A 22,923-nucleotide genomic window follows, 5' to 3' on the forward strand; every position below is an offset into this window, starting at 1 on the left:
GCCTCAATCCGCCGTCAGCAGGGGCGGCTTGCGCGAGGAGAGCTTGCGCGTCTCGGGCGGATCGATCTGCAGATCGAGCGCGCCATCCTTGACGCCGACCTTGACGACACCGCCCTTCGAGAGCTTGCCGAAGAGGAGTTCCTCGGCCAGGGGCTTCTTGATGTGCTCCTGGATGACGCGGCCGAGCGGGCGTGCGCCCATCTTGTCGTCATAGCCCTTCTCACCCAGCCATTCCGCCGCTGGCGCGGTCAGCTCGATCGACACGTTGCGATCCATGAGCTGCGCCTCGAGCTGCAGGACGAACTTCTCGACGACCTGCAGGATCACCGATTTCGGCAGCGGCGCGAAGCTGATCACCGCATCGAGACGGTTGCGGAACTCCGGCGTGAAGGTCCGCTCGATCGCGGCCGTATCCTCACCCTCGCGCCGGTCGCGGCCGAAACCGATGGCCGACTTGGCCTGCTCCGCCGCACCGGCGTTGGAGGTCATGATGAGGATCACGTTGCGGAAATCGACGGCCCGCCCGTTATGGTCGGTCAGCTTGCCGTGATCCATCACCTGCAGAAGGATGTTGAAGACATCCGGATGCGCCTTCTCGATCTCGTCGAGAAGCAGGACACAATGCGGATGCTGGTCCACCCCGTCGGTGAGCATTCCGCCCTGGTCGAAACCGACATAGCCCGGAGGCGCACCAATCAGGCGCGAAACGGCGTGCTTCTCCATGTATTCGGACATGTCGAAGCGCAGCATCTCGACGCCGAGGCTGTCGGCGAGCTGTTTGGCCACCTCGGTCTTGCCGACACCGGTCGGGCCGGCGAAGAGATAGTTGCCGATCGGCTTCTCGGGCTCGCGCAGGCCGGCACGGGCCAGCTTGATCGCCGAGCTGAGCGCGACGATTGCCTGATCTTGTCCGAAGACGACGCGCTTGAGAGTGGGCTCGAGATCCTTGAGCACCTCGGCATCGTCCTTCGAGACGTTCTTGGGCGGAATGCGCGCGATCTTGGCGATGACCGCCTCGATCTCCTTGACCCCGATGGTCTTGCGCCGCTTGCTGTCGGATACGAGATGCTGCGCCGCACCCGCCTCGTCGATCACGTCGATCGCCTTGTCGGGCAGCTTGCGGTCATTGATGTAGCGCGCGGAAAGCTCCACGGCCGTCTTGATCGCATCGGCGGTGTACTTGATGTCGTGATGCTCCTCGAAATAGGGCTTGAGGCCCTTGAGGATCTTCACCGAATCCTCGACCGAAGGTTCGTTCACGTCGATCTTCTGGAAACGGCGCGACAGGGCGCGGTCTTTCTCGAAATGCTGGCGGAACTCCTTGTAGGTCGTCGAGCCCATGCAGCGCAGCTTGCCGCCCTGAAGCGCGGGCTTGAGCAGGTTGCTCGCATCCATCGCGCCGCCGGAGGTTGCACCGGCGCCGATCACCGTGTGGATCTCGTCGATGAAGAGAACCGCGTCGGGATGCTCCTCAAGCTCGGTCACGACCGCCTTGAGCCGCTCCTCGAAATCGCCGCGGTAACGGGTTCCGGCCAGAAGCGCGCCCAGATCGAGGCTGAAGATGGTCGCGCCGGACAGCACATCGGGCACCTCGTTCTGCACGATCTTGCGCGCGAGGCCCTCGGCAATGGCGGTCTTGCCCACGCCGGGATCGCCCACCAGGAGCGGGTTGTTCTTGCGCCGGCGGCACAGAACCTGAATGCAGCGCTCGACTTCGTGCTCGCGGCCGATCAGCGGATCGACATCGCCCTTGCGCGACTTGGTGTTGAGATCGACGCAATACTTGGCGAGCGCCGATTCCTTCTTGTCGCCCTCATCGATCTGCGCGCTGTCCTCGTCGGCATCGCTGGCGCCGGTAACGGGACGGCTTTCGCCGAAGGAGGGGTCCTTGGCCACACCATGGGCGATGTAGTTCACCGCGTCGTAGCGCGTCATGTCCTGCTCCTGCAGGAAATAGGCGGCGTTTGATTCGCGTTCGGCGAAAATGGCGACGAGGACGTTCGCGCCCGTCACCTCGGTTCGTCCGGAGCTCTGGACATGGATGGCGGCGCGCTGGATCACGCGCTGGAACGCCGCGGTCGGTACCGCTTCCGAGCCCTCGATGTCGGTCACGAGCGTGCTGAGGTCGTCATCGATGAAATCGACGAGCGTCTGCTTGAGCTCCTCGAGGTCGACGGAGCAAGCCTGCATGACCCGGGCCGCGTCCGGCTCATCGGTAAGAGCCAGCAGCAGATGCTCGAGGGTGGCAAGTTCGTGACGGCGGGCATTGGCCAGTGCAAGGGCTGCATGAATGGCCTGCTCGAGCGTATTCGAAAATGAAGGCACGTTGCGTGCTCCTCTTTGCTGGGGCGGGAGGGGGGCGGACCCCCCGTCCAACGTGGGCTCTTGATCTTAAAGCTTGGTGTTTTGCGCACATGCTTCAAGTTCTTTCTGCGCAAACACGGTCACGTTTCTCGTGAGACGCAGAAAAGATGCAAGGCGGACGGAGATCGGTCGCTCAGAACCGGTCCTTGCGGGCCCTGATCTCGGCAAAGACCTCGGCATCGCTTGCATGGCTCATAGATATGGCGTCCTTGACCGTCTGCAAGCCCGCCCGAAGGAACGGATTGGTGGCCATTTCCTCATCCAGACGGGAGGGAACGGTCGGCTCGCCCGCCCGCCGCGCGGCATCGATCCGGTCCGCCCGGTCGCGCAGCGCGTCATTCCCAGGCTCGATGGTGAGCGCGAAGCGGGCATTGGCCTGGGTATATTCGTGGCCCGAGCAGATCAGCGTCCCGGGGGGCAGGGCGGCGAGGCGCGACAGGCTGCGCCACATCATCGGCGCGTCGCCCTCGAACAGCCGCCCGCAGCCCAGTGCCATGAGGCTGTCGGCGGTGAAGGCCGCCTCCGCCGCCGGCACATGGAAGGCGATATGCCCCACCGTGTGGCCCGACACGTCGATCACCTCGACCCGCTCGCCGGCGAACTCGAAGCTCTGGCCGGCGGCCACCGCGCGGTCGAGGGGGGGCAGGCGGTGGGCATCGGCATCCGCGCCAACCACCGTCAGGTCCGGGAACGCATCGCGCAAGGCCGCCGTACCGTCGATATGGTCGGCGTGATGATGGGTGATCCACAGCTCGTCCGCCTGCCAGCCTGCCTGCCGCAGGGCGGTGATGATCGGGCCGGCCTCGGGGGCGTCGATGATCGCGGTGCGGCCCGTCTGTTCGTGATGCAGCGCGAAGGCATAGTTGTCACTGAGGCAGGGAATGGTGAGGATCTTGCAAGACATATGTGGAATTCCGTTCTAATCCTGTGCGCGAGTTTTGGAGTCTACAGAAGGACACGGCACCCGCAATGCATCTCGATGTGCTGGATCTGCGCGCCTTCTACTACCGCACCCGGCTCGGGCGCGCGGCCCAGAAGGCGATCCGCGACCAGGTGCAGGGGCTCTGGCCGGAGGCGCAGGGGCAAAGCGTCGTGGGCTTCGGCTTCGCGGTGCCGCTGCTGCGGCCCTACCTGGGGCAGGCGCGCCGGGTGATCGGGCTGATGCCGGGCCCGCAGGGGGTGATGCCCTGGCCTGCGGGCCAGCCGAACCTGTCGGTTCTGTGCGAGGAGAGGCTCTGGCCCCTGCAGACGGGGCTGGCCGACAAGCTGGTGGTGCTGCACGGGCTCGAGACGAGCGAGGATCCGTCGGGCCTGCTCGAGGAATGCTGGCGGGTGCTGGGTCCGGGAGGGCGGGCACTCTTCATCGTTCCCAACAGGGCAGGCCTGTGGACGCGCAGCGACAGAACGCCGTTCGGTTTCGGGCGCCCCTATTCGCTCGGGCAGCTCGAGGCACAGCTCAAGGAGCATCGCTTCTTGCCGGAGCGGCATGTTGCCGCGCTGTTCCAGCCGCCTTCGGAGAAGCGGTACTGGATGCGCGCGGGCCCGCTCCTCGAACGCTCCGGCAGCCGCATCACCGGGCATTTCGCGGGCGGCGTGATCATGGTCGAGGCGGTCAAGCAGGTGACGGCCGCCGCCGGACCCGGCCGCCGCGTGCGCGCCGCGCGCCCCCTGCGCGTGCTGGACGGGATCGGCGCGCCGGGCGCACACCCGGTCTGAGCCGTCCCGCGCGGGCGGGGATGCGCGGATGCCGGCCCGTCCGTGCCGCCGGGGAAGCGGCGTATCCCGCGCGTCCCGCGCCGCCGGACACCGTTCGGACCCGGCCCGCCCGGCGCGTGCCGCTTCGCGCCGCCGCGTGGCCCCGCCGCTGCCTTGCGCTAACAGATAGAGCCGATGGTCCATCCATGGTCTTAGGCGGTTGCGGGGTGCAAGAAGCTCTGCTAGATCACCTTCGATTTTGATGACGTGCCCGTGAGGCATGTGTCCAACGATGCCTTGATATGCGCTTTGCGCATCTGGAGGCGAACAAGACATCGAAAGGGTGGACGTGTCCGAACCAGCTTCGATTTCAACCGGCATTGCCAAGCGCTATGCCACGGCCATCTTCGAGCTGGCCAAAGATGACGGTGCGCTCTCGCAGCTCCGGTCGGAAGTAGACAGCCTCGCGGAGGCACTCGACCAGAGTGCCGATCTGCGCGAGCTGATCTCCTCTCCGGTCTACAGCCGCGACGAGCAGCAATCGGCCATCTCGGCGATCGCCTCGAAGATGGGCTTGAGCCAGATGCTGAGCAACACGCTCAGGCTCATGGCCTCCAAGCGCCGTCTCTTCGTGCTTCCCGCGATGCTGCGCACGCTGCGCGAGCTGATCGCCGAGGCGAGCGGCGAGGTGACGGCCGAGGTCAGGGCCGCGAGCCCGCTCGACGATGCGCAGCGCGCGCGTCTCGCACAGTCGCTCAAGGCCTCCATCGGCCGGGATGTGAACATCAACCTGTCCGTCGATGAAAAGCTCATCGGCGGCCTTGTCATCAAAGTGGGCTCCAAGATGATCGACACGTCGATCCGCTCGAAGCTGAACGCACTCCAGAACACCATGAAAGAGGTCGGATAATGGGTATCCAAGCTTCCGAGATTTCTGCGATCCTCAAGGACCAGATCAAGAATTTCGGCCAGGAGGCCGAGGTCGCCGAAGTCGGTCGCGTGCTGAGCGTCGGTGACGGGATTGCCCGTGTCCACGGCCTCGACAACGTGCAGGCCGGCGAGATGGTCGAGTTCCCGGGCGGCATTCAGGGCATGGCCCTGAACCTCGAGAGCGACAATGTCGGCATCGTGATCTTCGGCTCCGACCGGGACATCAAGGAAGGCGACACCGTCAAGCGCACGAACTCCATCGTGGACGTTCCGGCCGGTGACGCGCTTCTGGGCCGTGTTGTCGACGGCCTGGGCAACCCGATCGACGGCAAGGGTCCGATCGAAGCTGCCGAGCGCCGCGTCGCCGACGTGAAGGCGCCGGGCATCATCCCGCGCAAGTCGGTCCATGAGCCGATGGCCACCGGCCTGAAGGCCGTCGACGCGATGATCCCGATCGGCCGCGGCCAGCGCGAGCTGATCATCGGCGATCGCCAGACCGGCAAGACCGCCGTGGCGCTCGATACGATCCTGAACCAGAAATCCTACAACGATGCGGCCAGCAACGAGGGCGACAAGCTCTACTGCATCTACGTGGCGATCGGCCAGAAGCGCTCGACCGTCGCGCAGCTGGTCAAGAAGCTCGAGGAAACCGGCGCGATCGAATATACCACGATCGTCGCGGCCACCGCTTCGGACCCTGCGCCGATGCAGTTCCTTGCGCCCTACGCCGCAACCGCGATGGCCGAATATTACCGCGACAACGGTCGTCACGCCCTCATCATCTACGATGACCTCTCCAAGCAGGCCGTGGCCTACCGGCAGATGTCCCTGCTCCTGCGCCGTCCGCCCGGCCGCGAAGCCTATCCGGGCGACGTGTTCTACCTCCACTCCCGCCTGCTGGAGCGTTCGGCCAAGCTGGGCGACGCCTATGGCAACGGATCGCTCACCGCGCTGCCGATTATCGAGACGCAGGGCGGCGACGTGTCGGCCTTCATCCCGACCAACGTGATCTCGATCACCGACGGTCAGATCTTCCTCGAGACCGAGCTCTTCTACCAGGGTATCCGTCCGGCCGTGAACACCGGCCTGTCGGTGAGCCGCGTCGGCTCCTCCGCTCAGACCAATTCGATGAAGTCGGTCGCCGGCCCGGTGAAGCTCGAGCTTGCGCAGTACCGCGAGATGGCTGCCTTCGCGCAGTTCGGCTCCGACCTCGACGCCTCGACCCAGCGACTGCTGAACCGCGGCGCGCGTCTGACCGAGCTGATGAAGCAACCGCAATACTCGCCGCTGACCAATGCCGAGATCGTCTGCGTCATCTTCGCGGGCACCAACGGCTATCTCGACAAGGTCGACGTCAAGAAGGTCGGACGCTTCGAGCAGGGTCTACTGAACCACCTGCGGACCAAGCATCGCGATCTTCTCGACTGGATCACCAACGAGGATCCGAAGATCAAGGGCGACGCCGCCGACCGCATCAAGGCAGCGCTGGACGAATTCGCCGCCGACTTCGCCTGAGGCCCCGGAAAGGATACCCTAGATGGCTAACCTGAAGGACCTGAAGAACCGGATCGAGTCGGTCAAGTCGACCCGCAAGATCACGAAGGCCATGCAGATGGTCGCGGCCGCGAAACTGCGCCGCGCCCAGGATGCCGCCGAAGCCGCCCGGCCCTATGCCGAGCGGATGAGCGCGGTCATGGGACAGCTTTCGGCCAGCGTGGCCGGAAGCGACAGCGCGCCCCGGCTGCTTGCCGGGACGGGCCGTGACGACGTGCATATGCTGGTCGTGATGACTGCCGAGCGCGGTCTTTGCGGCGGCTTCAACTCGTCGATCGTGAAGAAGGCCCGTCAGGCCATCTCCCGCCTCACGGGGCAGGGCAAGACGGTCAAGATCCTCACGGTCGGTAAGAAGGGCCGCGATCAGCTGCGCCGCGATCACGGGGACAAGCTGGTCGGGCATATCGACCTGAGCGAAGTGAAGCGGATCGGCTATTCCAATGCGCAGGACATCGCGCGTGATGTCCTGTCGCGTTTCGACGACAACGAGTTCGACGTGGCCTCGATCTTCTACAGCCGCTTCGAGAACGTGGTCAGCCAGATCCCGACCGAGCAGCAGATCATCCCCGCCAAGTTCGACGAGGCGGAGGGCGACGCGGCGAGCATGCTCTACGATTACGAGCCCAGCGAGGAAGGCATTCTCGCCGACCTGCTCCCGCGCGGCGTGGCGACACAGATCTTCGCGGCGCTGCTCGAGAACGCGGCCAGCGAACAGGGCGCCCGTCAGAGCGCCATGGACAACGCGACCCGCAACGCCGGCGAAATGATCGATGACCTGACGATCGAGTTCAACCGTACCCGTCAGGCGGTCATCACCAACGAGCTGATCGAGATCATCTCCGGCGCAGAGGCCCTGTGAGCGCGTAATGACGATCCGTGTGGGCATATTGCATCCCAGCCATTACGTGGCCGGGAATTCGCGCTGGATCGACGATTTCGTCGATCCGGACGCGGGGTATGTCTTCGAGAAGGTCAAGCGCGGCGCCCGCGGCGACGATTGGCACAAGCGCGGCTCGACGACCACGCTCGGCGAATGGCGCAGCCATTTCCGGCAATCCTACGAGGGAATGTCGCGCGACTACGACGTGGTTGTCGCGAACTTTCCGCCGCTGATCTTCGCCTGCTGCCTGTGGAAGCTGCTGCTGCGGCGGCGCACGCGGGTCGTGGGCTGGACCTTCAACTTCGGTCCGGCAAGCCGGTCGCGCCTCGCGCCGGCCGCTGGGCGGGTCCTGCGCGCCGCCGCACGGCTCGTCACCCATTCGCGTTCCGAGATCCCCTATTACGCGAAGGCCTTCGGGCTCAGCGAGGAGAAGCTGCTCTTCGTGCCGCTTCAGCAGGGGGATATCAACGCGGCGCCGGTTCCCGAAGCCGGGAGCGGCTATGTCATCGCGATGGGCTCGGCCGGGCGCGATTACGGTCTGCTGATGCGGGCCGTCCGCGACCTCGGCCGCAAGGTCATCGTGATTGCGAAACCGGCGCTTCTCGAGGGGCTGGACATCCCGTCCAATGTCGAGCTGCGCTCGGGACTGACCCTTGCGGAATGCCGCGATCTTGCCGCCGGCGCCTCTGTGATGGCCGTGCCGCTCGATGCGTCGGCCGAGGCATCGGGGCAGGTGACCTTCCTCGCGGCCATGGCGCTGAACGTTCCGATCGTGGCGACCGCCGGGGCCGGGACGCAGGATTATCTCGAGGATGGCGTCAGCGCCGTTCTCGTTCCGGCGGATGACGCGGATGCCTTCGCCAAGGCGCTCGCGCGTTTGCTGGATGACGACGAGATGCGGACGGCCCTCGCGGGGCGGGCGCATCGACGATGGATGGAGCAGTATTCCGACGCGGCCGCCGGCCGGAACCTCGTGCAGGTTCTGGACGGCGTCACCGGTCGGCATGAGGCCCCGTCGCCGGTTCACTAGCGTGGTACGGTAACACCAAATTTCCCGGCCGACGGCCTCGGGACAGCCAAAAAGAGGACACCTTATGGCAAATGCAAAAGGCAGAGTGACCCAGGTCATCGGGGCCGTGGTGGACGTTCAGTTCGACGACCACCTTCCCGAGATCCTGAACGCGCTCGAGACGACCAACAACGGCAACCGCCTGATCCTGGAAGTCGCGCAGCATCTTGGCGAGAACACCGTCCGCACCATCGCCATGGACGCGACCGAGGGTCTCGTTCGCGGTGCCCAGGTGACCGACACGGACGGCCCGATCATGGTGCCGGTCGGAAACGCCACGCTCGGCCGGATCCTCAACGTCATCGGCGAGCCGGTGGACGAGGGTGCCCCGATCGAGACCGAAGAGCGCCGCTCCATCCACCAGCCCGCGCCCGACTTCGCGGCCCAGGCGACCAGCTCCGAGATCCTCGTGACCGGGATCAAGGTCATCGACCTGCTTTGCCCCTATTCCAAGGGCGGCAAGATCGGCCTCTTCGGCGGCGCCGGCGTTGGCAAGACGGTCCTGATCATGGAACTGATCAACAACATCGCCAAGGTGCACTCGGGCTACTCGGTCTTCGCCGGCGTGGGCGAGCGGACCCGTGAGGGGAACGACCTCTATCACGAGATGATCGAGTCGAACGTCATCAACCCCGAGAACCTGCAGGACAGCCAGGTGGCCCTCGTCTACGGTCAGATGAACGAGCCTCCGGGAGCCCGTGCCCGCGTCGCCCTGACCGGCCTGACCCTCGCCGAGCAGTTCCGCGACCAGTCCGGCTCCGACGTGCTGTTCTTCGTGGACAACATCTTCCGCTTTACCCAGGCCGGCTCCGAGGTTTCGGCGCTTCTGGGCCGCATCCCCTCCGCCGTGGGCTACCAGCCGACGCTGGCCACCGACATGGGTGCCCTGCAGGAGCGGATCACCTCGACGAAGGCCGGCTCGATCACCTCGGTTCAGGCGATCTACGTGCCCGCCGACGACCTGACCGACCCCGCGCCGGCGACCTCCTTTGCCCACCTCGACGCGACGACCGTGCTCAACCGTGCGATCTCCGAGATCGGCATTTACCCGGCCGTCGACCCGCTCGACAGCACCTCGCGCATCCTCGACCCCTCGGTCGTCGGCGAGGAGCATTACCAGGTCGCGCGCGATGTGCAGAACATCCTTCAGCGCTACAAGTCGCTGCAGGACATCATCGCCATTCTCGGCATGGACGAGCTTTCGGAAGAGGACAAGCTGACCGTTTCGCGCGCCCGCAAGGTGCAGCGTTTCCTCAGCCAGCCCTTCGACGTGGCCAAGGTATTCACCGGCTCCGACGGCAAGCAGGTTCCGCTGGAGGAGACCATCACCTCCTTCAAAGCCGTGGTTGCCGGCGAATATGATCACCTCCCCGAAGGCGCCTTCCTGATGGTCGGCGGTATCGAGGAAGTGAAAGCCAAAGCCGAGAAAATGGCCGCGGACGCGGCGTAAGGAGGAAGCATGGCCGACACGATGCAGTTCAACCTCGTCAGCCCGGAGCGCAGCGTTGCCGCGTTCCAGGCAAGCTCGGTCCAGATCCCGGGTGCGGATGGCGACATGACGGCCATGGCCGATCATGCCCCCACCATCACCACCCTGCGTCCGGGCGTCCTGCGGGTCGAGGGTCCCGACGGGCTCCGCGAATTCGTCGTGACCGGCGGCTTTGCCGAAATCGGATCCGAAGGGGTCACGGTGCTGGCGGAGGAAAGCATCAGCCGCGAGAACATGACGCAAGAGCATATCGACCGCATGGTCGCCGATGCGGCCGCGGCACATGACAAGGCGCGCGAGACCTTCAAGAACGAGCCCGGCCCCGTCGATGATGCGGCCAAGCTGCTCGCTGACATGGTCGCGATGGGAACGGAAATCGGGCTCTCCACGAAGCAGTCCAATCTCTGATCCACGGCATTCAGCAAGACGTGAAAGGGCGGCTCTTCGGAGCCGCCCTTTCGTGTTCAGGCACATAGCTAAAAGTTAAGGTTTTTGTGCCTCATGGCCCATTTGGGACATGCCTGCGCAAGCGCGGGGTGAGAGAACATCAGTGTGACCGAGGTGTATCGCAGTCCTGCATATGTCCCTTTGTCATGGATTTGAGAGAAGCCAGGTTTCGCATCCGTACGAGTTCCGCCGCATTTTCGGCATGTAACAGACCACGAAATCCGAGCAGTCATTTGAAAGAACGCGAACCTGCTGGTCGATGATTGACGGCCCGGCGTCGGTGCGGGAGATCCTGCCATCGACCGCGCAGGAATGCCGCGCGGGGGGCATTACAGATGCCCCCCGTATACCCGCCCAAGGCTGAACGGGATCAGCGTGCCAGTGCCGCGATCAGGCTGACCAACTCGCTTTGCCGGCCGGTCCCCGTCTTGACGAAGATCGACTTGAGCTGGTTGCGCACGGTTCCGGGGCCAACCCCGCGGGCCTGTGCGATCTCATCGGTGCCGCGCCCCGAGTAAAGTGCGAAGGCCACTTCCCCTTCGGCGCCTGTCAGTCCCAGCGTCACGGCGACATCCCGAGGCGACAGGTCGTTCCGATCATCCGAGAGCACGACCAGAACACCGGGACGCGAGATGTCCAGCATCAGGGCAAGGGCCGGGGAGGAGATGCCGGCGGGATCGAAATGGCTCATCCTGACACGCTGCCCGCGGCCACCGGGCAGGAGGAAATCGGCGGCACGGTAAGGGGTTGGGCGCGACCGGCTGAGCGCAGCCAGACGCCTTTGCGCCTGATCGTCGCGAAAGCTGACCCTGCCATCCGGAGCATGGCGCAGGATGTCGCCGGCCTCGAGCATTCGCGCGCCGCGCATGTTCGTGAAGCCCGGGCGCCTCTCGATGTCGAGCAGGATCAGCGTCGGATCGACCGCCGGCTGCGCCGCGAGCAGGTCACGCTCCAGCCGCGCCGTGGCAAGTGTCCGCCCGAGGGTCCAGGCATGGCGCATGAGAGGCGCGAGCCGCGCCAGCAGGGCGAGCCAGTCCGCTTCGATCCTGTCGCGGTCGCGTTGGCGGATGTTGCCTCCGATCAACAGATTGGTACGCTTCGTCCGATCGAGGATGATGCCACCGCCGCCCCGGATGTCCTCCTGCGGCCTGACCCAATCGTGATAGAACTCCGTCCGCAGCAGGTCCGCCTCGGGATACATCTCCCCCGCACTGATTGGCTTGCCGATTTCGGCCGTGGTGAAGGATTTCGCCCACGGGTTCTGGTGCGAATAATGGGTAGTGAAGGCATCGGCGTAATAGGGATCGTAACCCCAAGCGCCGGTTGCGATATTTACGCCGCGATCCTGCGAATCGATGCCGAAGACCTGTGTGCGCACGCCCGGCGCCAGTGCCTCGAGCAGCCTGGGAATATCCTCCCAAGCGGCGGTGTCCAACGTGGTCTCGAACAGACGGTTGATCAGCGCGTCATATGCTGTCGTATCCTGCATTATCAATGACTAACGCGGCCTCTTGCTATCTGGTTGCGCGAGTTGGAAGAATTTCACTCGCGCATGCCTGCACTTTCATAACGGTCGCCCGTGCTCTATGTCCGATATGCAGAGGATCGCGGTGGCACGGAACGACATGAAGCGGCTCAATCGCAACAGTATCGGGATCGACCAGGGAGCCGACATCCTTTTTTCGGACTTCGAGGAAGGGGGCCCCATGTGGGCCGGGCAGGGGCCACGCCAGGTGCGCCGCCATGTGCGCTTTTCCGAAGGCTTCGCATCACCGCCGTCGATCCAGGTCGGAATGTCGATGTGGGATCTCGATCAGCAGACCAATGCCAGGGCCGATATCGCGGCGGAAGATGTCACCGCCACGGGCTTCGTCATTGTCTTTCGCACATGGGGCGACACGCGGATTGCGCGTGTGCGGGCCAGTTGGCTCGCGATCGGCGACCTGCCGGATGACGACTGGGATCATTGGGACCTGGGCTGAACGCCTTTGGGCAAACGTAGACTCTCCCGATCAGTGCCATACTGCTGCCGTGATGAATGGCGATATTTTATGGGAATTGTTTTCGGAGCTTGCACGATATGGGCTTTCGCCAAAGGCTGGAATGCATAACGGCGCCCGGATGGGCGTTCGCGATGGCGCTCCTGTTCGCGATCGGGGCCGTCCTTGCGCTTTATGCCAGCGCCCAAGGGGACGCGATGCGGCGCCTCGCGCTTCGGGCGGCGCCGCCTCAAGCCGTGCACGTGGAGAGCTATCATCCCAAGCTCGATCTCGCGCCGGCGGACGAGGTGGCGATGGTCGCGCAGCTCGACCTTTCGAGCGCGGTGCCGATCGCCTATCGCGGCCTGCTCGAGCCGCGCAACGCCCTGCTGCTGCCGCTTCTCGCGGTGCGCCCGCGCCCGGAGCGCAAGGTGGCTCGGGGATACGTACTGATCCCCGAGGAGGCGGCCGCGGCCTTCGCGCAGATGCCAGGGCGCTACATGGATGTGCTGGAGGATCGACCCGGCGGGCCGCTCGTGCGCTTCGGGGGCCGCGTCGTCCGCGACTGGACGCTGCGCCGGACGATCGGGGCGGAGATGCGCGCGGCCGGGGTCGAGATCCTTCCGGGATCACCGATCATCCGCCCCTTCATTGAGGGACGTGCCGCGGCATTCCTTCGGCCCGATCGAAGCAGCCTAGCCGTGCCGCTTTTCTGGGCCGCCGCCCTGGCTGCCTTGGCGGGGCTCGCCTTGCAGGCGATCGAGCGGCGCAAGAGAGCACCGCGCAGCCAGGATGCCGAGCCCTTGCGGGCCATGCGCAGCCGCAGGCCGCTTTCGGCAAAGGCGCAAAAGCGCTTCGCACCGCTCGCCGCGCAGAACGAGCTGATCCATCCGTTGCAAAAGCCGCAGCGCTATGGGCCGCAAAGCTCGGTCGAGAAAATCGCCTCCCGGATCAAGCCGGCCCCGGTCGCCAAGGTCGAAACGAGCACCCCCCGCCCGGTTCGCAAGTCCGGCTGACCCGGCGCACCGAACGAGCCACGGCCAGGGCGGCTTTGGGCGACGGACTGGGGCGGCGGACGCGGGCGACGGACGGAGCCCGAGCGGATCAGAAGTCGGGTTCGACCCCCGGAAGCTGCAACGCGCCGATCAGATCGCGCAGCTCCTGCCGCGCCGCGACATTGCTCAGGTTCAGACCGCCGACGCCGATATCCTTGAGATCGAGAAGGGTCAGGCCACGCGGAAACAGCTCGCGGAAGATCACCCGTTCCGAGAAGCCCGGCGCGACGCGGAAGCCGATCCGCTTGGCGAGGTTCTCGAGCGCGTCGCCCATCTTCTTCTTGTTGTGCATTTGCTGGGCGCCGAGACGGTTGCGCACCACGATCCAGTCAATGGGCTTGAGCCCGGCCTGGGCGCGCAGCTGACGCGCGTTCCACACCATTTCCGAATAGACGGACGGACCCAGGATGCGGTTCGTCTCACCGTCGATCCGGGCCAGGAGGTCGAAATCGACGAAACTGTCATTGAGCGGCGTGATCAGCGTATCGGCCAGTGAATGCGCCACTTGGCTCAGCCGCGTATGCGATCCGGGACAGTCGATCAGGATGAAATCGACCTCCCGCTCGATGCCGGAGACGGCGGCCGACAGGCGCCGGTCATTGAGGTTCTCGCCCGGCTCGAGCGTCGATTGGTCGATCTCGGGCAGGTCGCGATATTCGGGCGAGGGCAGGTCCAGGCGGGAATTCTTCAAGAAGGCTTCCCGGTTCTCGACATAGCGCCCGAAGCTCTTTTGCCGCAAATCGAGATCGATGCCCCCCACCCGGTGCCCAAGACGCACGAGCGCGGTCGCGACATGCATGGAGGTGGTGGACTTTCCGCTGCCGCCCTTTTCGTTTCCCACAACGATGATATGCGCCATGCCTGTCTCCCGGTTCTGTCGCCGACTAGCTTTCGCGGACTATAGAAAGCGGGTGCCGGCATGGAAAGACGGCTCGCGGCCGCAAGGCGGCACGGCGGCGCCGCGTGGCTGAAATGTTGTTCGGATTCGCGCCAAACACGGTCTTTCAGGGCGCGCGCGATCATTCGGTCCGATTTTCTGTGGGCATGCGCCATCGCCGGCGGTATCAGTCGATGACAGGCGGATGTGGTGAAATGGTAGACACTGCAAACTTAAAATTTGCTGGCCCAGTGCCGTGCGGGTTCGAGTCCCGCCATCCGCACCAGCACCCCCCGTCCAGCGCGCCCTACGCATGAAAAAGGCGGCCCCCGGTGGACCGCCTTTCGCGAAATGAACGAGATGTCCGGCGTTCAGAAGCCGAGACCTTCGTATTTCTTCTTGAACTTCGACACGCGGCCGCCGGTATCGAGCAGGCGGGTGCTTCCGCCGGTCCAGGCGGGGTGCACGGTGGGGTCGATGTCGAGCGCGAGCTGGTCGCCTTCGGCGCCCCAGGTCGATTTCATCTGAAGCACGTCGCCATTGGTCATCTTGACGTCGATCAGGTGATATTCGGGATGGGTATCTTTTTTCATGTCGACGATCTCCTTCAGGCGCCGGCGCCGGTTTTGCGGGGCTTGTAATTCGTGACCTCGGCGATACGGGCCGATTTGCCGCGACGCGCGCGCAGGTAATAGAGCTTCGCCCGGCGCACACGGCCGCGGCGGATGACGGTGATACTGTCGATATTGGTCGAGTGCAGCGGGAAGATCCGCTCGACGCCCTCGCCGAAGCTGATCTTGCGCACCGTGAAGGTTCCGGCGATGCCGGCGCCGTTCTTGCGGCTGATGCAGACGCCTTCGTAGTTCTGCACGCGGGTACGGGTGCCCTCGGTGACCTTGTAGCCAACGCGGATGGTGTCACCGGCCTTGAAATCCGGAATGTCCTTGGCAAGTTCGGCGACTTGCTCGGCTTCGAGTTCTGCGATCAGGTTCATCCGATTCGCTCCTTCTTGTGCTCACGGTTTGCCCCGTGAAGTTTGATGCCGCCTCAGAGCTCTCGGTCTTCGTCCGGGTCCCTACCATGCGCCGCACAGTAAGCCCGCCAGAGATCAGGCCTGCGTTCCTTCGTCAGCCTTTCGGCCATGTCCCGGCGCCATGCGTCGATCCGGCCGTGATGTCCCGAGAGAAGAATCTCGGGGATCTCGCGGCCCTCCCACAAAGCGGGTCGGGTATACTGGGAATGCTCCAGCAGGTGATCGGAGAACGACTCCTCCTGCGCACTGGCCTCATTCCCGAGCACGCGCGGTATAAGGCGAACCGTCGCGTCGAGCAAGGCCTGTGCAGCGATCTCTCCCCCCGTCAGCACGAAATCCCCCAGGGAGACCTCCTCGACCTCGTAGGCGTCGAGAACACGCTGATCGACACCCTCGAACCGCCCGCAGAGAAGCGTGATCCCCCGTGCGGCGGAGAAGCGCTCGGCCATGCCCTGGTCGAAGCGCCGGCCGCGCGGCGAAAGATAGACGACGGGCCAGTCGCCCCGGCTGCGCGGCGTGCCCCGCGCGGCATGATCGAGCGCGCGCCCGACCACGTCCGCACGCAGCACCATCCCCGCACCGCCCCCCGCGGGCGTGTCATCGACGTTGCGGTGGCGCCCCTCGCCGAAGCCGCGCAGGTCGATCGTCTCGAGCCGCCAGAGCCCGGCATCGAGCGCCCGCCCGGTCAGGGACGCCCCCAGAATGCCGGGAAACGTCTCGGGGAACAGCGTGATGACGCGGGCCTCCCACGCCGAAGCAAGGCGCGGGCGATCGGTCATCAGCTCGCGCGGCGCCGCGGCGGCGTTCATGCTCAGCCGGCCATGGGAGCGCGAAGGGGGGGTGGTCATGGCACATGTCCGATCGGGGCTGGGAGCCGCCGCCATGCAAGGGGGGGCGGCGGGCCGTGTCAGGTGAGGGCGACGATGCCCAGAAGCACCAGGGCGAAGAAGGCCAAGGCGATGCCGACCAGGATCTTCGCGCCGGTCAGGGCCGCGCCGGAAACCCGGCCGAAGCCCAGAAGGGCCGCGATCGCCGCGACGACGAGCAGGAGCAGGATGAGTTTGAGCATTGTGTCTCCTCGACTGGGGCAGGGCGGGCCGCCCTCCATGGATGCGCCCGTCCGCGTGCGGCGGTGGGGCGATGGCGCGGGGAACCGGCCCTCGTGGCGGCGCGGCGGCGCGCCGCCATACGGGTCAGCCGAGCGCGCCCTCGGGCGGGTCGACCACGATCCGGCCGGAACCGATATCGACCGTGGGGACGACGGCGCGGGTAAAGGGCAGGAGCACGGTATCCGCCCCCTCGGGGCGGCGGATTTCAAGCAGGTCCCCGGCGCCGTGGTTCTGCACGGCATGGACCGTCCCGACGGCGGCGCCGCCAGTATCGACGACCGCGAGCCCGATCAGGTCGGCATGGTAGAATTCGTCATCCGGCAGCTCCGGCAAGCGGCCGCGCGGCGCGAAGAGCCGCGTCCCGGCAAGGCCATCGGCCTGCTCGCGCGTGTCGATGCCGGTGATGCGCACGGCGAAGCCGGACTTGATCGGCCTGACCAGGCGCAAGTCGATGCGCGCGCTTCCATCCTCGGAAGTGAAGGGGCCGTAATTCGCGATATCGGAAGGCTCGGCGCAGAAGCTCTTGAGCCGCACCTCTCCGTTCACGCCGAAGGCACCGGCAAGGCTGCCGACGCAGATCAGTTCCTCGCTCACAGGGGCGACCTTCCTGTTATTGGCGGACCGGCCCCGAGGGGGACCGGTTGCGGCACCGCGCGCGGTGCGGATCGTCGGAGGAGATCACTCCTCGGCGGGGGCGGCGGCCTTCTCGGCCTTTTCCTTGGCGCGCTCTTCGGCCTTCTTGCCGGGCTTCGCCTTGTTGGGATTGTTGCGCTCGGTCTTCTCGCGCAGGCCGGCGGCCTCGAGGAAGCGGGCGACGCGGTCGGTCGGCTGCGCGCCTTGCGAGATCCAGTGCTGAACCCGCTCGACATCCATCTTCACGCGCTCTTCGCTGTCCTTGGGCAGGAGCGGGTTGTAGGTGCCGAGCTTCTCGATGAAGCGGCCATCGCGGGCCATGCGGCTGTCGGCGGCGACGATCGCGTAATGGGGGCGCTTCTTGCTGCCGCCGCGGGCGAGACGGATTTTCATAGCCATATCATTGTTCTCCTGAGATTTTCTTGTGGTGCTGGATGACCTCCGAGATGATGAAGGTCAGGAATTTCTTGGCGAATTCGGGGTCGAGATCGGCCTCGCCCGCCAAAGCTTCGAGCCGGGCGATCTGCTGCGCTTCGCGTGCCGGATCGCTCGGTGGAAGGTCGTGCTCGGCCTTGAGACGGCCGACCTGCTGGGTGTGCTTGAACCGCTCGCCCAGCGTGTAGATGAGGATCGCATCGAGCCTGTCGATGCTCGCGCGGTGTCCCGCCAGGATGTCGGCCGCGCGGGAGGCGTCCGTCTTGTCGGAGATGTCGCTCATGGCCGGCTCCGTTCATAATGCCAGATCTCGACCGGCGTGTCGTCGGGGTTGGGGCGGAATGTCCGGCCGCTGCGTGTTCCGCCGATCCTGCGCGCAACCGCCTGGCTGGCGATGTTGTCGGGGTGGATGAAGCTCGCGATCCGCTCGAAACCGAGCTTGTCGAAGGCATGGGCGCGCGCGGCGACGGCGGCTTCGGTGGCGTAGCCCTTGCCGCCGAACCCGTCATAAAGATTGTAGCCGATCTCGGCCTCGGGCCATTCGCCGGGATGCCACAATCCGGCCATCCCCACATGGGTGCCATCATGCAGCTCCAGCGCCCAGAACCCGTAGCCCCGCAGCGCCCAGTGACCCAGGTTGGTGGCGACATGACGCCAGATCCGATGCGCCGGAATGGGTCCCCCCGCGAAGCGCGATCGCTCCGCATCGCCCCAGAAGGCGGTCTCGCCCGGAATATGAACCTCCGAGGGCGGCACGAGCCGCAACCGGTCGGTCGTCACCGTCGGTATCTGCAGCCTGGTCGTCATTTCTTCTTGCCGAAGCCCGACAGGCCGGGCGGCAGGGCGCCGCCGCCAAGTCCCGGAAGCCCGCCCTTGCCGCCGAAGCCGCCCAGGTCGCCGAGGCCCGCGGGCATCTTCCCGCCAGCCATCTGCGCCTTGGCCTGCTCGATCTGTTCGGGGCTCGGTCCACCCTTGCCGAACATGCCGGCCATGGCCTTCTTGAGCATTCCGCCCTTGCCCATCTTCTTCATCATGTCCGCCATCTGGCGGTGCATCTTGAGGAGCTTGTTGAGCTCGGCGACTTCCATCCCGGCACCCTTGGCGATCCGCTTCTTGCGGCTTGCCTGCAGCAGGGCGGGGTTGGCGCGCTCCTTCTTGGTCATCGACTGGATCAGGGCGATCTGACGCTTCAGGATCGAATCGTCGAAGCCCGAATCCTGCACCTGCTTGGCCATCTTGCCCATGCCGGGCATCATGCCCATCAGCCCTTCCATGCCGCCCATCTTGAGCATCTGCTCGAGCTGCATCTTCAGATCGTTCATGTTGAACTGACCCTTCTGGAAGCGCTTCATCATGCGCTCGGCCTGCTCGGCCTCGATCGTCTCCTGCGCCTTCTCGACGAGGGCCACGATGTCGCCCATGCCGAGGATCCGGCCGGCGATGCGCTCGGGCTCGAAGGTCTCGAGCGCGTCCATCTTCTCGCCAAGGCCCACGAACTTGATCGGCTTGCCCGTCACCGCGCGCATCGAGAGCGCCGCGCCGCCGCGCCCGTCGCCATCCATCCGGGTGAGGACGACGCCGCTGACGCCGATTTTCTCGTCGAAATTCGTGGCGACGTTCACCGCGTCCTGACCGGTCAGGCCATCGACGACCAGCAGCGTCTCGCGCGGGTTGGTGACATCGCGCACCTCGGCGGCCTGCGCGATCAGCTCCTCGTCGATATGCAGCCGGCCGGCGGTATCGAGCATGTAGACGTCATAGCCGCCGAGCGTTGCCTGTTGCTTCGCGCGCTTGGCGATCTGCACCGGGGTCTCGCCGGCAATGATGGGCAGGGTGTCGACGCCAATCTGCTGGCCCAGGATCGCGAGCTGCTCCATCGCGGCGGGGCGGTTGGTATCCAGCGAGGCCATCAGGACGCGCTTCTTGTCGCGCTGGCTCAGGCGGCGGGCGAGCTTGGCCGTCGTCGTCGTCTTGCCGGACCCCTGGAGGCCGACCATCAGGATCGGCGCGGGAGCATTGTCGATACGCAGCTTGCCCGGTTCGGCATCCTCGCCGGCAAGCACGTGGACCAGCTCGTCATGGACGATCTTGACGACCTGCTGGCCGGGGGTGACGGAGCGGGTGACGGCCTGGCCGGTGGCCTTGTCCTGCACCGCCTTGACGAAATCGCGCGCGACCGGCAGCGACACGTCCGCTTCCAGAAGGGCGACACGCACCTCGCGCAGTGCCGTCTTCACGTCCTCGTCCGACAGCGCCCCCTGCTTGGTAAGGCGGTCGAAGACACCGGACAGGCGGTCTGACAGGTTCTCGAACATCGCGCGGCTCCTTCGCCCGTTACACGTGAGGATCCGCGGATGGGGACGGATCCGGCAAATGCCAATCGCCCCCACGGGCGCAACGCGCTGGTGGGGGGCGATCCCCGCAAAGGCGCGGGGACCGGAAGCCATGAAACTTCCGGGAACTGGAGCGGGAGCTAGAGGCCGGGGCGCGAAAAGTCAACCCCGCCCCGGCGAGCGCGGTGCCGGGCCGAGGGCGCGGCGGGATGGCCGCCCCCCGGGGGAGGGCGGGCCGCGCCGCGCCGCCGCCGTTCAGGCGTTGCGCTTGTCGGCGGCCCCGGAGGCGGCCCCGAGGATGGTCTTCACCGCGTCATCGCGCTGCTTCTCGAGATGCGAGCTGATGGCCGCCGCGGTCGCGGTCACGGCCGGATCGGGACGGCGCGCGCCACTGGCGTCGCCGGTGAGGATCTCGGTGGTCGCCTCGGTGCCGTTCTGAGCGACGTCGCGGCCGATCTGGGCGGCATCGTCGACGGCGTTGCGCGTGGCTTCGGCCCAGTTCTCGGACGTGCGGGAAAGGGCGCGGGGGAGGGCCGCGGCAAAGGCGGTGGAGTAAGCCATCGCCGCCTGCATCGGGGCATAGGCCAGTTCGGCGTAATCGTTGAAGGTGGGGGTCATGACGGTATCTCCGATTTCGGAAAAAGGGCGGGCTGCGGCGCCCGTCATCCGATCAACCGCAAAGCGCCCCGACTGTTCCGCACCGGACGCGTCTTTTTGCAGGTGCAGCGACAACCCGCGCGGCACTGCAGCATGAGCCGCGTGCGGAGGGTGGAGGGTGCGTTTATGGAGGGCTCGGGGGACCCGTACCGCCTCCCCGGCTTCGCCGCCGCCTTGCCGCCGCCCCCCGAGGTCATATACTCGTGCCGCCGGGGCGCGCCGGCAAGACCGCCAGCCTCATGGCGCCCCCGCCGCGTAATGAATGGAATGACCAGATGTCGATCAATGCCTGGGACGAGATCAGGACAGCCTACCACGTGGCCCGCATGGGCACGGTCAGCGGTGCGGCGGAGGCGCTCGGGGTGCATCATGCGACGGTGATCCGGCATGTCGATGCGCTCGAGGGGCGGCTCGGCGTCAAGCTCTTCCAAAGGCACGCGCGCGGTTATACGGCCACCGAGGCGGGCGCCGATCTGCTGGTCGTCGCGCAGGCCACGGAAGACCAGTTCGCGCAGCTCGCCGGGCGGCTGAAGGGGCAGGGCGATACCGTTTCGGGCGAGCTTGTGGTCACGGCGCTGTCGCATTTTTCCAAGCTGCTCACCCCCGAACTCGTCGCCTTCCAGGCTCAGCATCCGGGGCTGCATGTCAGGCTGCTGAGCGACATGCGCGTCTACAGGCTGGAATATGGCGAGGCGCATGTCGCGATCCGCGCCGGCGCAGCGCCCGATGAGCCCGACAACGTCGTCCAACCCTTCCTGAACGAGAATTACGCGCTCTATGCCAGCCCCGGTTACATCGAGCGGCGCGGCATGCCGCAGACCGACGAGGCGCTTATGAGCCATGATTTCATCGGGGTGGACAGCAGCGTTGGCAAGGCGCCCTTCTACCGCTGGATGAACGCGACCATTCCTGCGGATCGCATCCTGTTCCGGGCCAATGATGACAGGGTGCTGCGCGATGCGCTCGTCGCCGGTGCCGGGCTTGGTTTCCTCTCCGAGATCAAGGCGCGAGACTATCCCGACCTGGTGCAGGTGCGCAGCGCGCGCGAGGAATGGTCGGTGCCGCTCTGGCTGGTCACGCATGTCGATTTGCACCGCACGACCAAGGTCCAGGCGTTCCTCGATCACATAAAGCGGGCAGCGGCGCGCTGGTACTCCGAGCACTGAGCGGAGCCGCGGCAGGGTAGGGCGGCGCGGGGCCCTCGCACCCGGCGCGAAAGCCGGGGGCAGGCGCCCGCTTCATCGCTAACGATTCGCGCGCCGGCGGTATTTCGCCCAAAAGTGCCGCCCTCCCTGCCTGGCAAAGCCGCAACAGTTGCACCGAAGTCGCGCAATCACGTCTTATTGCGCCTCCCGGACGCCGGTTCAACGATTTGGTGATTGCTAGGTCAGGGCCATTGTTTTATTGCTGCGGCAACTGCGAATTCTTCATGAGGGAATAACTATGACGTTCAAGACCATCTCCGCCGCTGCCGCCGCCGCTCTGATGCTGGCCGGCGCGACCGCCGCTTCGGCCACGACCTGCGAGATCAGCCTGCCTGCTCCGACCAGCGAAGCCCAGGCCGCTGCCAACGCCGCTCTGGCCGCTCGCATCACCGCGAACTACCCCGTGGAAGTCGACGCGCCGTCGATGGGCGGAGCCTCGACCAACGTCACCGTGCCGAACTGCAACCCGGCCGATTTCGCCGGCGTCGCCCGCACCACCTCCGGCGGCACCGTCACTACCGGCATGGAAATGGGCAACATGCGCAATGTCGCCATCGCCGGTGGCGCGGTTGCCGGTCTCGTTGTTCTCGCCGCGATCATCGCCGATGACGACGATGCTGCCGGCACCACCACGACGACCGATCTCACCGATGGCGGTGACAGCGACAACTGATCACCCCTCCGCTTCGGCGGACCGGATGAACGGAAAGGGTCGGTGCTCAGGCACCGGCCCTTTTTCGTGTCCGCGCGATATGTGGGGGGAGAGGGCGGCCCGCGTGAACTTTCGTGGCGCTCCGTGCGGGGATCAGCCGGACGTGTCAGCGGAGCTTAGCTCGCTGGCGAGGAAGCGTTCGAACGCCTCGAGGTGGACCGGCTCGAACTGACCGAAGCCCTGCATCCAGACGGACGCGCCGCGCAGGGCATCGGGCTCCAGCTTGCACCATCGCAGCCTGCCGCGCTGCTCCTGGGTGATGAGGCCGGCACGGGCGAGGACCGCGAGATGCTTCGAGATCGCCGCCAGGGACATCTCGAAAGGAGCGGCCACGTCGGTCACGGCCATGTCATCCTCGAGCAGCATCGCCAGGATCATCCGCCGGGTCGGATCGGCGAGGGCCGCGAAAATGGCATCGAGCTCGGTCATGTCCCCGGATCGCAGAGCCCCGGCGCTTGGTCAACCGG

The 22,923-nt window shown here is 65.9% G+C and carries 26 protein-coding genes and 1 tRNA gene; 12 read left to right on the plus strand and 15 right to left on the minus strand.

The annotated features are described in order from the left end of the window. Positions 1-3: 3 nt before the first annotated feature. Positions 4-2,325, minus strand: a complete 2,322-nt coding sequence (clpA, locus tag PMES_RS03445; RefSeq protein ID WP_159964119.1) for an ATP-dependent Clp protease ATP-binding subunit ClpA — start codon at positions 2,323-2,325, stop codon at positions 4-6. A 172-nt stretch (positions 2,326-2,497) separates the two neighbouring features. Further along, entirely contained in the window at positions 2,498-3,268 is a 771-nt protein-coding gene (gene gloB, locus PMES_RS03450) for a hydroxyacylglutathione hydrolase (protein ID WP_159964120.1), read from the minus strand. A 65-nt stretch (positions 3,269-3,333) separates the two neighbouring features. On the opposite strand from gloB, the gene PMES_RS03455 reads away from it, so the two are divergent. The 7 genes from PMES_RS03455 (at position 3,334) to PMES_RS03485 (ending at position 10,389) form a co-directional block, all read left to right on the plus strand. Then, a complete protein-coding gene (locus tag PMES_RS03455; RefSeq protein ID WP_159964121.1) occupies positions 3,334-4,080 on the plus strand; it encodes a class I SAM-dependent methyltransferase in 747 nt (248 codons plus the stop codon). Positions 4,081-4,402: 322 nt separating this feature from the next. Beyond that, complete coding sequence (locus tag PMES_RS03460; protein WP_159964122.1) at positions 4,403-4,969, plus strand: F0F1 ATP synthase subunit delta; 567 nt, start codon at positions 4,403-4,405, stop codon at positions 4,967-4,969. Then, entirely contained in the window at positions 4,969-6,504 is a 1,536-nt protein-coding gene (atpA, locus tag PMES_RS03465) for a F0F1 ATP synthase subunit alpha (protein WP_159964123.1), read from the plus strand. The genes PMES_RS03460 and atpA overlap by 1 nt, the downstream gene beginning before the upstream one ends. Before the next feature lie 22 nt (positions 6,505-6,526). Next, positions 6,527-7,402 carry a F0F1 ATP synthase subunit gamma gene (locus PMES_RS03470; protein WP_159964124.1) on the plus strand — a complete coding sequence of 292 codons (876 nt, stop codon included), beginning with the start codon at positions 6,527-6,529 and terminating at the stop codon, positions 7,400-7,402. Positions 7,403-7,409: 7 nt separating this feature from the next. Then, positions 7,410-8,453 (plus strand): glycosyltransferase, encoded by a 1,044-nt coding sequence (locus tag PMES_RS03475; RefSeq protein WP_159964125.1) that lies wholly within the window; start codon positions 7,410-7,412, stop codon positions 8,451-8,453. Between the two features lie 64 nt (positions 8,454-8,517). Then, positions 8,518-9,942 (plus strand): F0F1 ATP synthase subunit beta, encoded by a 1,425-nt coding sequence (gene atpD, locus PMES_RS03480; RefSeq protein WP_159964126.1) that lies wholly within the window; start codon positions 8,518-8,520, stop codon positions 9,940-9,942. A gap of 9 nt (positions 9,943-9,951) precedes the next feature. Further along, positions 9,952-10,389 carry a F0F1 ATP synthase subunit epsilon gene (locus PMES_RS03485; protein WP_159964127.1) on the plus strand — a complete coding sequence of 146 codons (438 nt, stop codon included), beginning with the start codon at positions 9,952-9,954 and terminating at the stop codon, positions 10,387-10,389. A 409-nt stretch (positions 10,390-10,798) separates the two neighbouring features. Here PMES_RS03485 and PMES_RS03490 read toward each other — a convergent pair whose 3' ends face one another. Next, positions 10,799-11,917 carry a helix-turn-helix transcriptional regulator gene (locus PMES_RS03490; RefSeq protein WP_159964128.1) on the minus strand — a complete coding sequence of 373 codons (1,119 nt, stop codon included), beginning with the start codon at positions 11,915-11,917 and terminating at the stop codon, positions 10,799-10,801. A gap of 136 nt (positions 11,918-12,053) precedes the next feature. Between PMES_RS03490 and PMES_RS03495 the strand changes: the two genes are divergently transcribed. Together PMES_RS03495 and PMES_RS03500 are read left to right on the plus strand one after the other, a co-directional pair. Continuing rightward, positions 12,054-12,410 (plus strand): H-type lectin domain-containing protein, encoded by a 357-nt coding sequence (locus PMES_RS03495; RefSeq protein ID WP_159964253.1) that lies wholly within the window; start codon positions 12,054-12,056, stop codon positions 12,408-12,410. A 152-nt stretch (positions 12,411-12,562) separates the two neighbouring features. Then, positions 12,563-13,423, plus strand: coding sequence for a hypothetical protein (locus PMES_RS03500; RefSeq protein ID WP_159964129.1), 861 nt, complete (start codon positions 12,563-12,565; stop codon positions 13,421-13,423). Between the two features lie 88 nt (positions 13,424-13,511). Here PMES_RS03500 and PMES_RS03505 read toward each other — a convergent pair whose 3' ends face one another. After that, positions 13,512-14,321, minus strand: a complete 810-nt coding sequence (locus PMES_RS03505; RefSeq protein ID WP_159964130.1) for a division plane positioning ATPase MipZ — start codon at positions 14,319-14,321, stop codon at positions 13,512-13,514. 219 nt (positions 14,322-14,540) lie between these two features. On the opposite strand from PMES_RS03505, the gene PMES_RS03510 reads away from it, so the two are divergent. Continuing rightward, positions 14,541-14,625: transfer RNA gene (locus PMES_RS03510), tRNA-Leu, on the plus strand. 85 nt (positions 14,626-14,710) lie between these two features. Here the strand turns inward: PMES_RS03510 and rpmE are convergent. From rpmE to PMES_RS03560, 10 genes are all read right to left on the minus strand, one after another. Next, positions 14,711-14,932, minus strand: coding sequence for a 50S ribosomal protein L31 (gene rpmE / locus PMES_RS03515; protein ID WP_159964131.1), 222 nt, complete (start codon positions 14,930-14,932; stop codon positions 14,711-14,713). 14 nt (positions 14,933-14,946) lie between these two features. Next, entirely contained in the window at positions 14,947-15,333 is a 387-nt protein-coding gene (gene rplS / locus PMES_RS03520; RefSeq protein WP_159964132.1) for a 50S ribosomal protein L19, read from the minus strand. A gap of 53 nt (positions 15,334-15,386) precedes the next feature. Continuing rightward, a complete protein-coding gene (gene trmD / locus PMES_RS03525) occupies positions 15,387-16,220 on the minus strand; it encodes a tRNA (guanosine(37)-N1)-methyltransferase TrmD (protein WP_159964133.1) in 834 nt (277 codons plus the stop codon). 59 nt (positions 16,221-16,279) lie between these two features. Next, positions 16,280-16,441: a DUF1328 family protein gene (locus PMES_RS03530; RefSeq protein ID WP_159964134.1), complete on the minus strand. Its 162-nt coding sequence runs from the start codon at positions 16,439-16,441 to the stop codon at positions 16,280-16,282. Positions 16,442-16,565: 124 nt separating this feature from the next. Continuing rightward, positions 16,566-17,075 carry a ribosome maturation factor RimM gene (gene rimM, locus PMES_RS03535; RefSeq protein WP_159964135.1) on the minus strand — a complete coding sequence of 170 codons (510 nt, stop codon included), beginning with the start codon at positions 17,073-17,075 and terminating at the stop codon, positions 16,566-16,568. 84 nt (positions 17,076-17,159) lie between these two features. Further along, the gene (gene rpsP, locus PMES_RS03540) at positions 17,160-17,513 is read right to left on the minus strand and encodes a 30S ribosomal protein S16 (RefSeq protein WP_159964136.1); all 354 of its coding nucleotides are present in this window, start codon (positions 17,511-17,513) and stop codon (positions 17,160-17,162) included. Between the two features lies 1 nt (position 17,514). After that, on the minus strand, positions 17,515-17,832 hold the full coding sequence (locus PMES_RS03545; protein WP_159964137.1) for a chorismate mutase: 318 nt from the start codon (positions 17,830-17,832) through the stop codon (positions 17,515-17,517). After that, the gene (locus PMES_RS03550) at positions 17,829-18,356 is read right to left on the minus strand and encodes a GNAT family N-acetyltransferase (protein WP_159964138.1); all 528 of its coding nucleotides are present in this window, start codon (positions 18,354-18,356) and stop codon (positions 17,829-17,831) included. The genes PMES_RS03545 and PMES_RS03550 overlap by 4 nt, the downstream gene beginning before the upstream one ends. After that, entirely contained in the window at positions 18,353-19,864 is a 1,512-nt protein-coding gene (gene ffh, locus PMES_RS03555) for a signal recognition particle protein (protein ID WP_159964139.1), read from the minus strand. The genes PMES_RS03550 and ffh overlap by 4 nt, the downstream gene beginning before the upstream one ends. Before the next feature lie 273 nt (positions 19,865-20,137). After that, entirely contained in the window at positions 20,138-20,500 is a 363-nt protein-coding gene (locus PMES_RS03560; protein WP_159964140.1) for a hypothetical protein, read from the minus strand. Between the two features lie 314 nt (positions 20,501-20,814). Here PMES_RS03560 and PMES_RS03565 point away from each other — a divergent pair, with 314 nt between their 5' ends. Together PMES_RS03565 and PMES_RS03570 are read left to right on the plus strand one after the other, a co-directional pair. Then, the gene (locus PMES_RS03565; RefSeq protein ID WP_438943222.1) at positions 20,815-21,705 is read left to right on the plus strand and encodes a LysR family transcriptional regulator; all 891 of its coding nucleotides are present in this window, start codon (positions 20,815-20,817) and stop codon (positions 21,703-21,705) included. Positions 21,706-21,982: 277 nt separating this feature from the next. Further along, positions 21,983-22,417 (plus strand): hypothetical protein, encoded by a 435-nt coding sequence (locus PMES_RS03570; RefSeq protein ID WP_159964141.1) that lies wholly within the window; start codon positions 21,983-21,985, stop codon positions 22,415-22,417. 132 nt (positions 22,418-22,549) lie between these two features. Here PMES_RS03570 and PMES_RS03575 read toward each other — a convergent pair whose 3' ends face one another. Then, positions 22,550-22,885, minus strand: a complete 336-nt coding sequence (locus tag PMES_RS03575; protein ID WP_159964142.1) for an ArsR/SmtB family transcription factor — start codon at positions 22,883-22,885, stop codon at positions 22,550-22,552. Between the last annotated feature and the right edge of the window lie 38 nt (positions 22,886-22,923).

This window comes from Profundibacterium mesophilum KAUST100406-0324 (genome assembly GCF_009835145.1).
Classification (GTDB): domain Bacteria; phylum Pseudomonadota; class Alphaproteobacteria; order Rhodobacterales; family Rhodobacteraceae; genus Profundibacterium; species Profundibacterium mesophilum.

Bases quoted from the DNA above. Each gene is read 5' to 3' on its own strand.
- PMES_RS03550 (WP_159964138.1), bottom strand. From the start codon at position 18,356: ATGACGACCAGGCTGCAGATACCGACGGTGACGACCGACCGGTTGCGG.
- rpsP (WP_159964136.1), bottom strand. From the start codon at position 17,513: ATGGCTATGAAAATCCGTCTCGCCCGCGGCGGCAGCAAGAAGCGCCCC.
- PMES_RS03485 (WP_159964127.1), top strand. From the start codon at position 9,952: ATGGCCGACACGATGCAGTTCAACCTCGTCAGCCCGGAGCGCAGCGTT.
- PMES_RS03475 (WP_159964125.1), top strand. From the start codon at position 7,410: ATGACGATCCGTGTGGGCATATTGCATCCCAGCCATTACGTGGCCGGG.
- PMES_RS03545 (WP_159964137.1), bottom strand. From the start codon at position 17,832: ATGAGCGACATCTCCGACAAGACGGACGCCTCCCGCGCGGCCGACATC.
- PMES_RS03560 (WP_159964140.1), bottom strand. From the start codon at position 20,500: ATGACCCCCACCTTCAACGATTACGCCGAACTGGCCTATGCCCCGATG.
- PMES_RS03575 (WP_159964142.1), bottom strand. From the start codon at position 22,885: ATGACCGAGCTCGATGCCATTTTCGCGGCCCTCGCCGATCCGACCCGG.
- PMES_RS03530 (WP_159964134.1), bottom strand. From the start codon at position 16,441: ATGCTCAAACTCATCCTGCTCCTGCTCGTCGTCGCGGCGATCGCGGCC.
- atpA (WP_159964123.1), top strand. From the start codon at position 4,969: ATGGGTATCCAAGCTTCCGAGATTTCTGCGATCCTCAAGGACCAGATC.
- rpmE (WP_159964131.1), bottom strand. From the start codon at position 14,932: ATGAAAAAAGATACCCATCCCGAATATCACCTGATCGACGTCAAGATG.
- rplS (WP_159964132.1), bottom strand. From the start codon at position 15,333: ATGAACCTGATCGCAGAACTCGAAGCCGAGCAAGTCGCCGAACTTGCC.
- PMES_RS03505 (WP_159964130.1), bottom strand. From the start codon at position 14,321: ATGGCGCATATCATCGTTGTGGGAAACGAAAAGGGCGGCAGCGGAAAG.
- PMES_RS03570 (WP_159964141.1), top strand. From the start codon at position 21,983: ATGACGTTCAAGACCATCTCCGCCGCTGCCGCCGCCGCTCTGATGCTG.
- PMES_RS03470 (WP_159964124.1), top strand. From the start codon at position 6,527: ATGGCTAACCTGAAGGACCTGAAGAACCGGATCGAGTCGGTCAAGTCG.
- PMES_RS03565 (WP_438943222.1), top strand. From the start codon at position 20,815: ATGTCGATCAATGCCTGGGACGAGATCAGGACAGCCTACCACGTGGCC.
- gloB (WP_159964120.1), bottom strand. From the start codon at position 3,268: ATGTCTTGCAAGATCCTCACCATTCCCTGCCTCAGTGACAACTATGCC.
- atpD (WP_159964126.1), top strand. From the start codon at position 8,518: ATGGCAAATGCAAAAGGCAGAGTGACCCAGGTCATCGGGGCCGTGGTG.
- PMES_RS03490 (WP_159964128.1), bottom strand. From the start codon at position 11,917: ATGCAGGATACGACAGCATATGACGCGCTGATCAACCGTCTGTTCGAG.
- PMES_RS03455 (WP_159964121.1), top strand. From the start codon at position 3,334: ATGCATCTCGATGTGCTGGATCTGCGCGCCTTCTACTACCGCACCCGG.
- ffh (WP_159964139.1), bottom strand. From the start codon at position 19,864: ATGTTCGAGAACCTGTCAGACCGCCTGTCCGGTGTCTTCGACCGCCTT.
- PMES_RS03500 (WP_159964129.1), top strand. From the start codon at position 12,563: ATGGCGCTCCTGTTCGCGATCGGGGCCGTCCTTGCGCTTTATGCCAGC.
- PMES_RS03495 (WP_159964253.1), top strand. From the start codon at position 12,054: ATGAAGCGGCTCAATCGCAACAGTATCGGGATCGACCAGGGAGCCGAC.
- trmD (WP_159964133.1), bottom strand. From the start codon at position 16,220: ATGACCACCCCCCCTTCGCGCTCCCATGGCCGGCTGAGCATGAACGCC.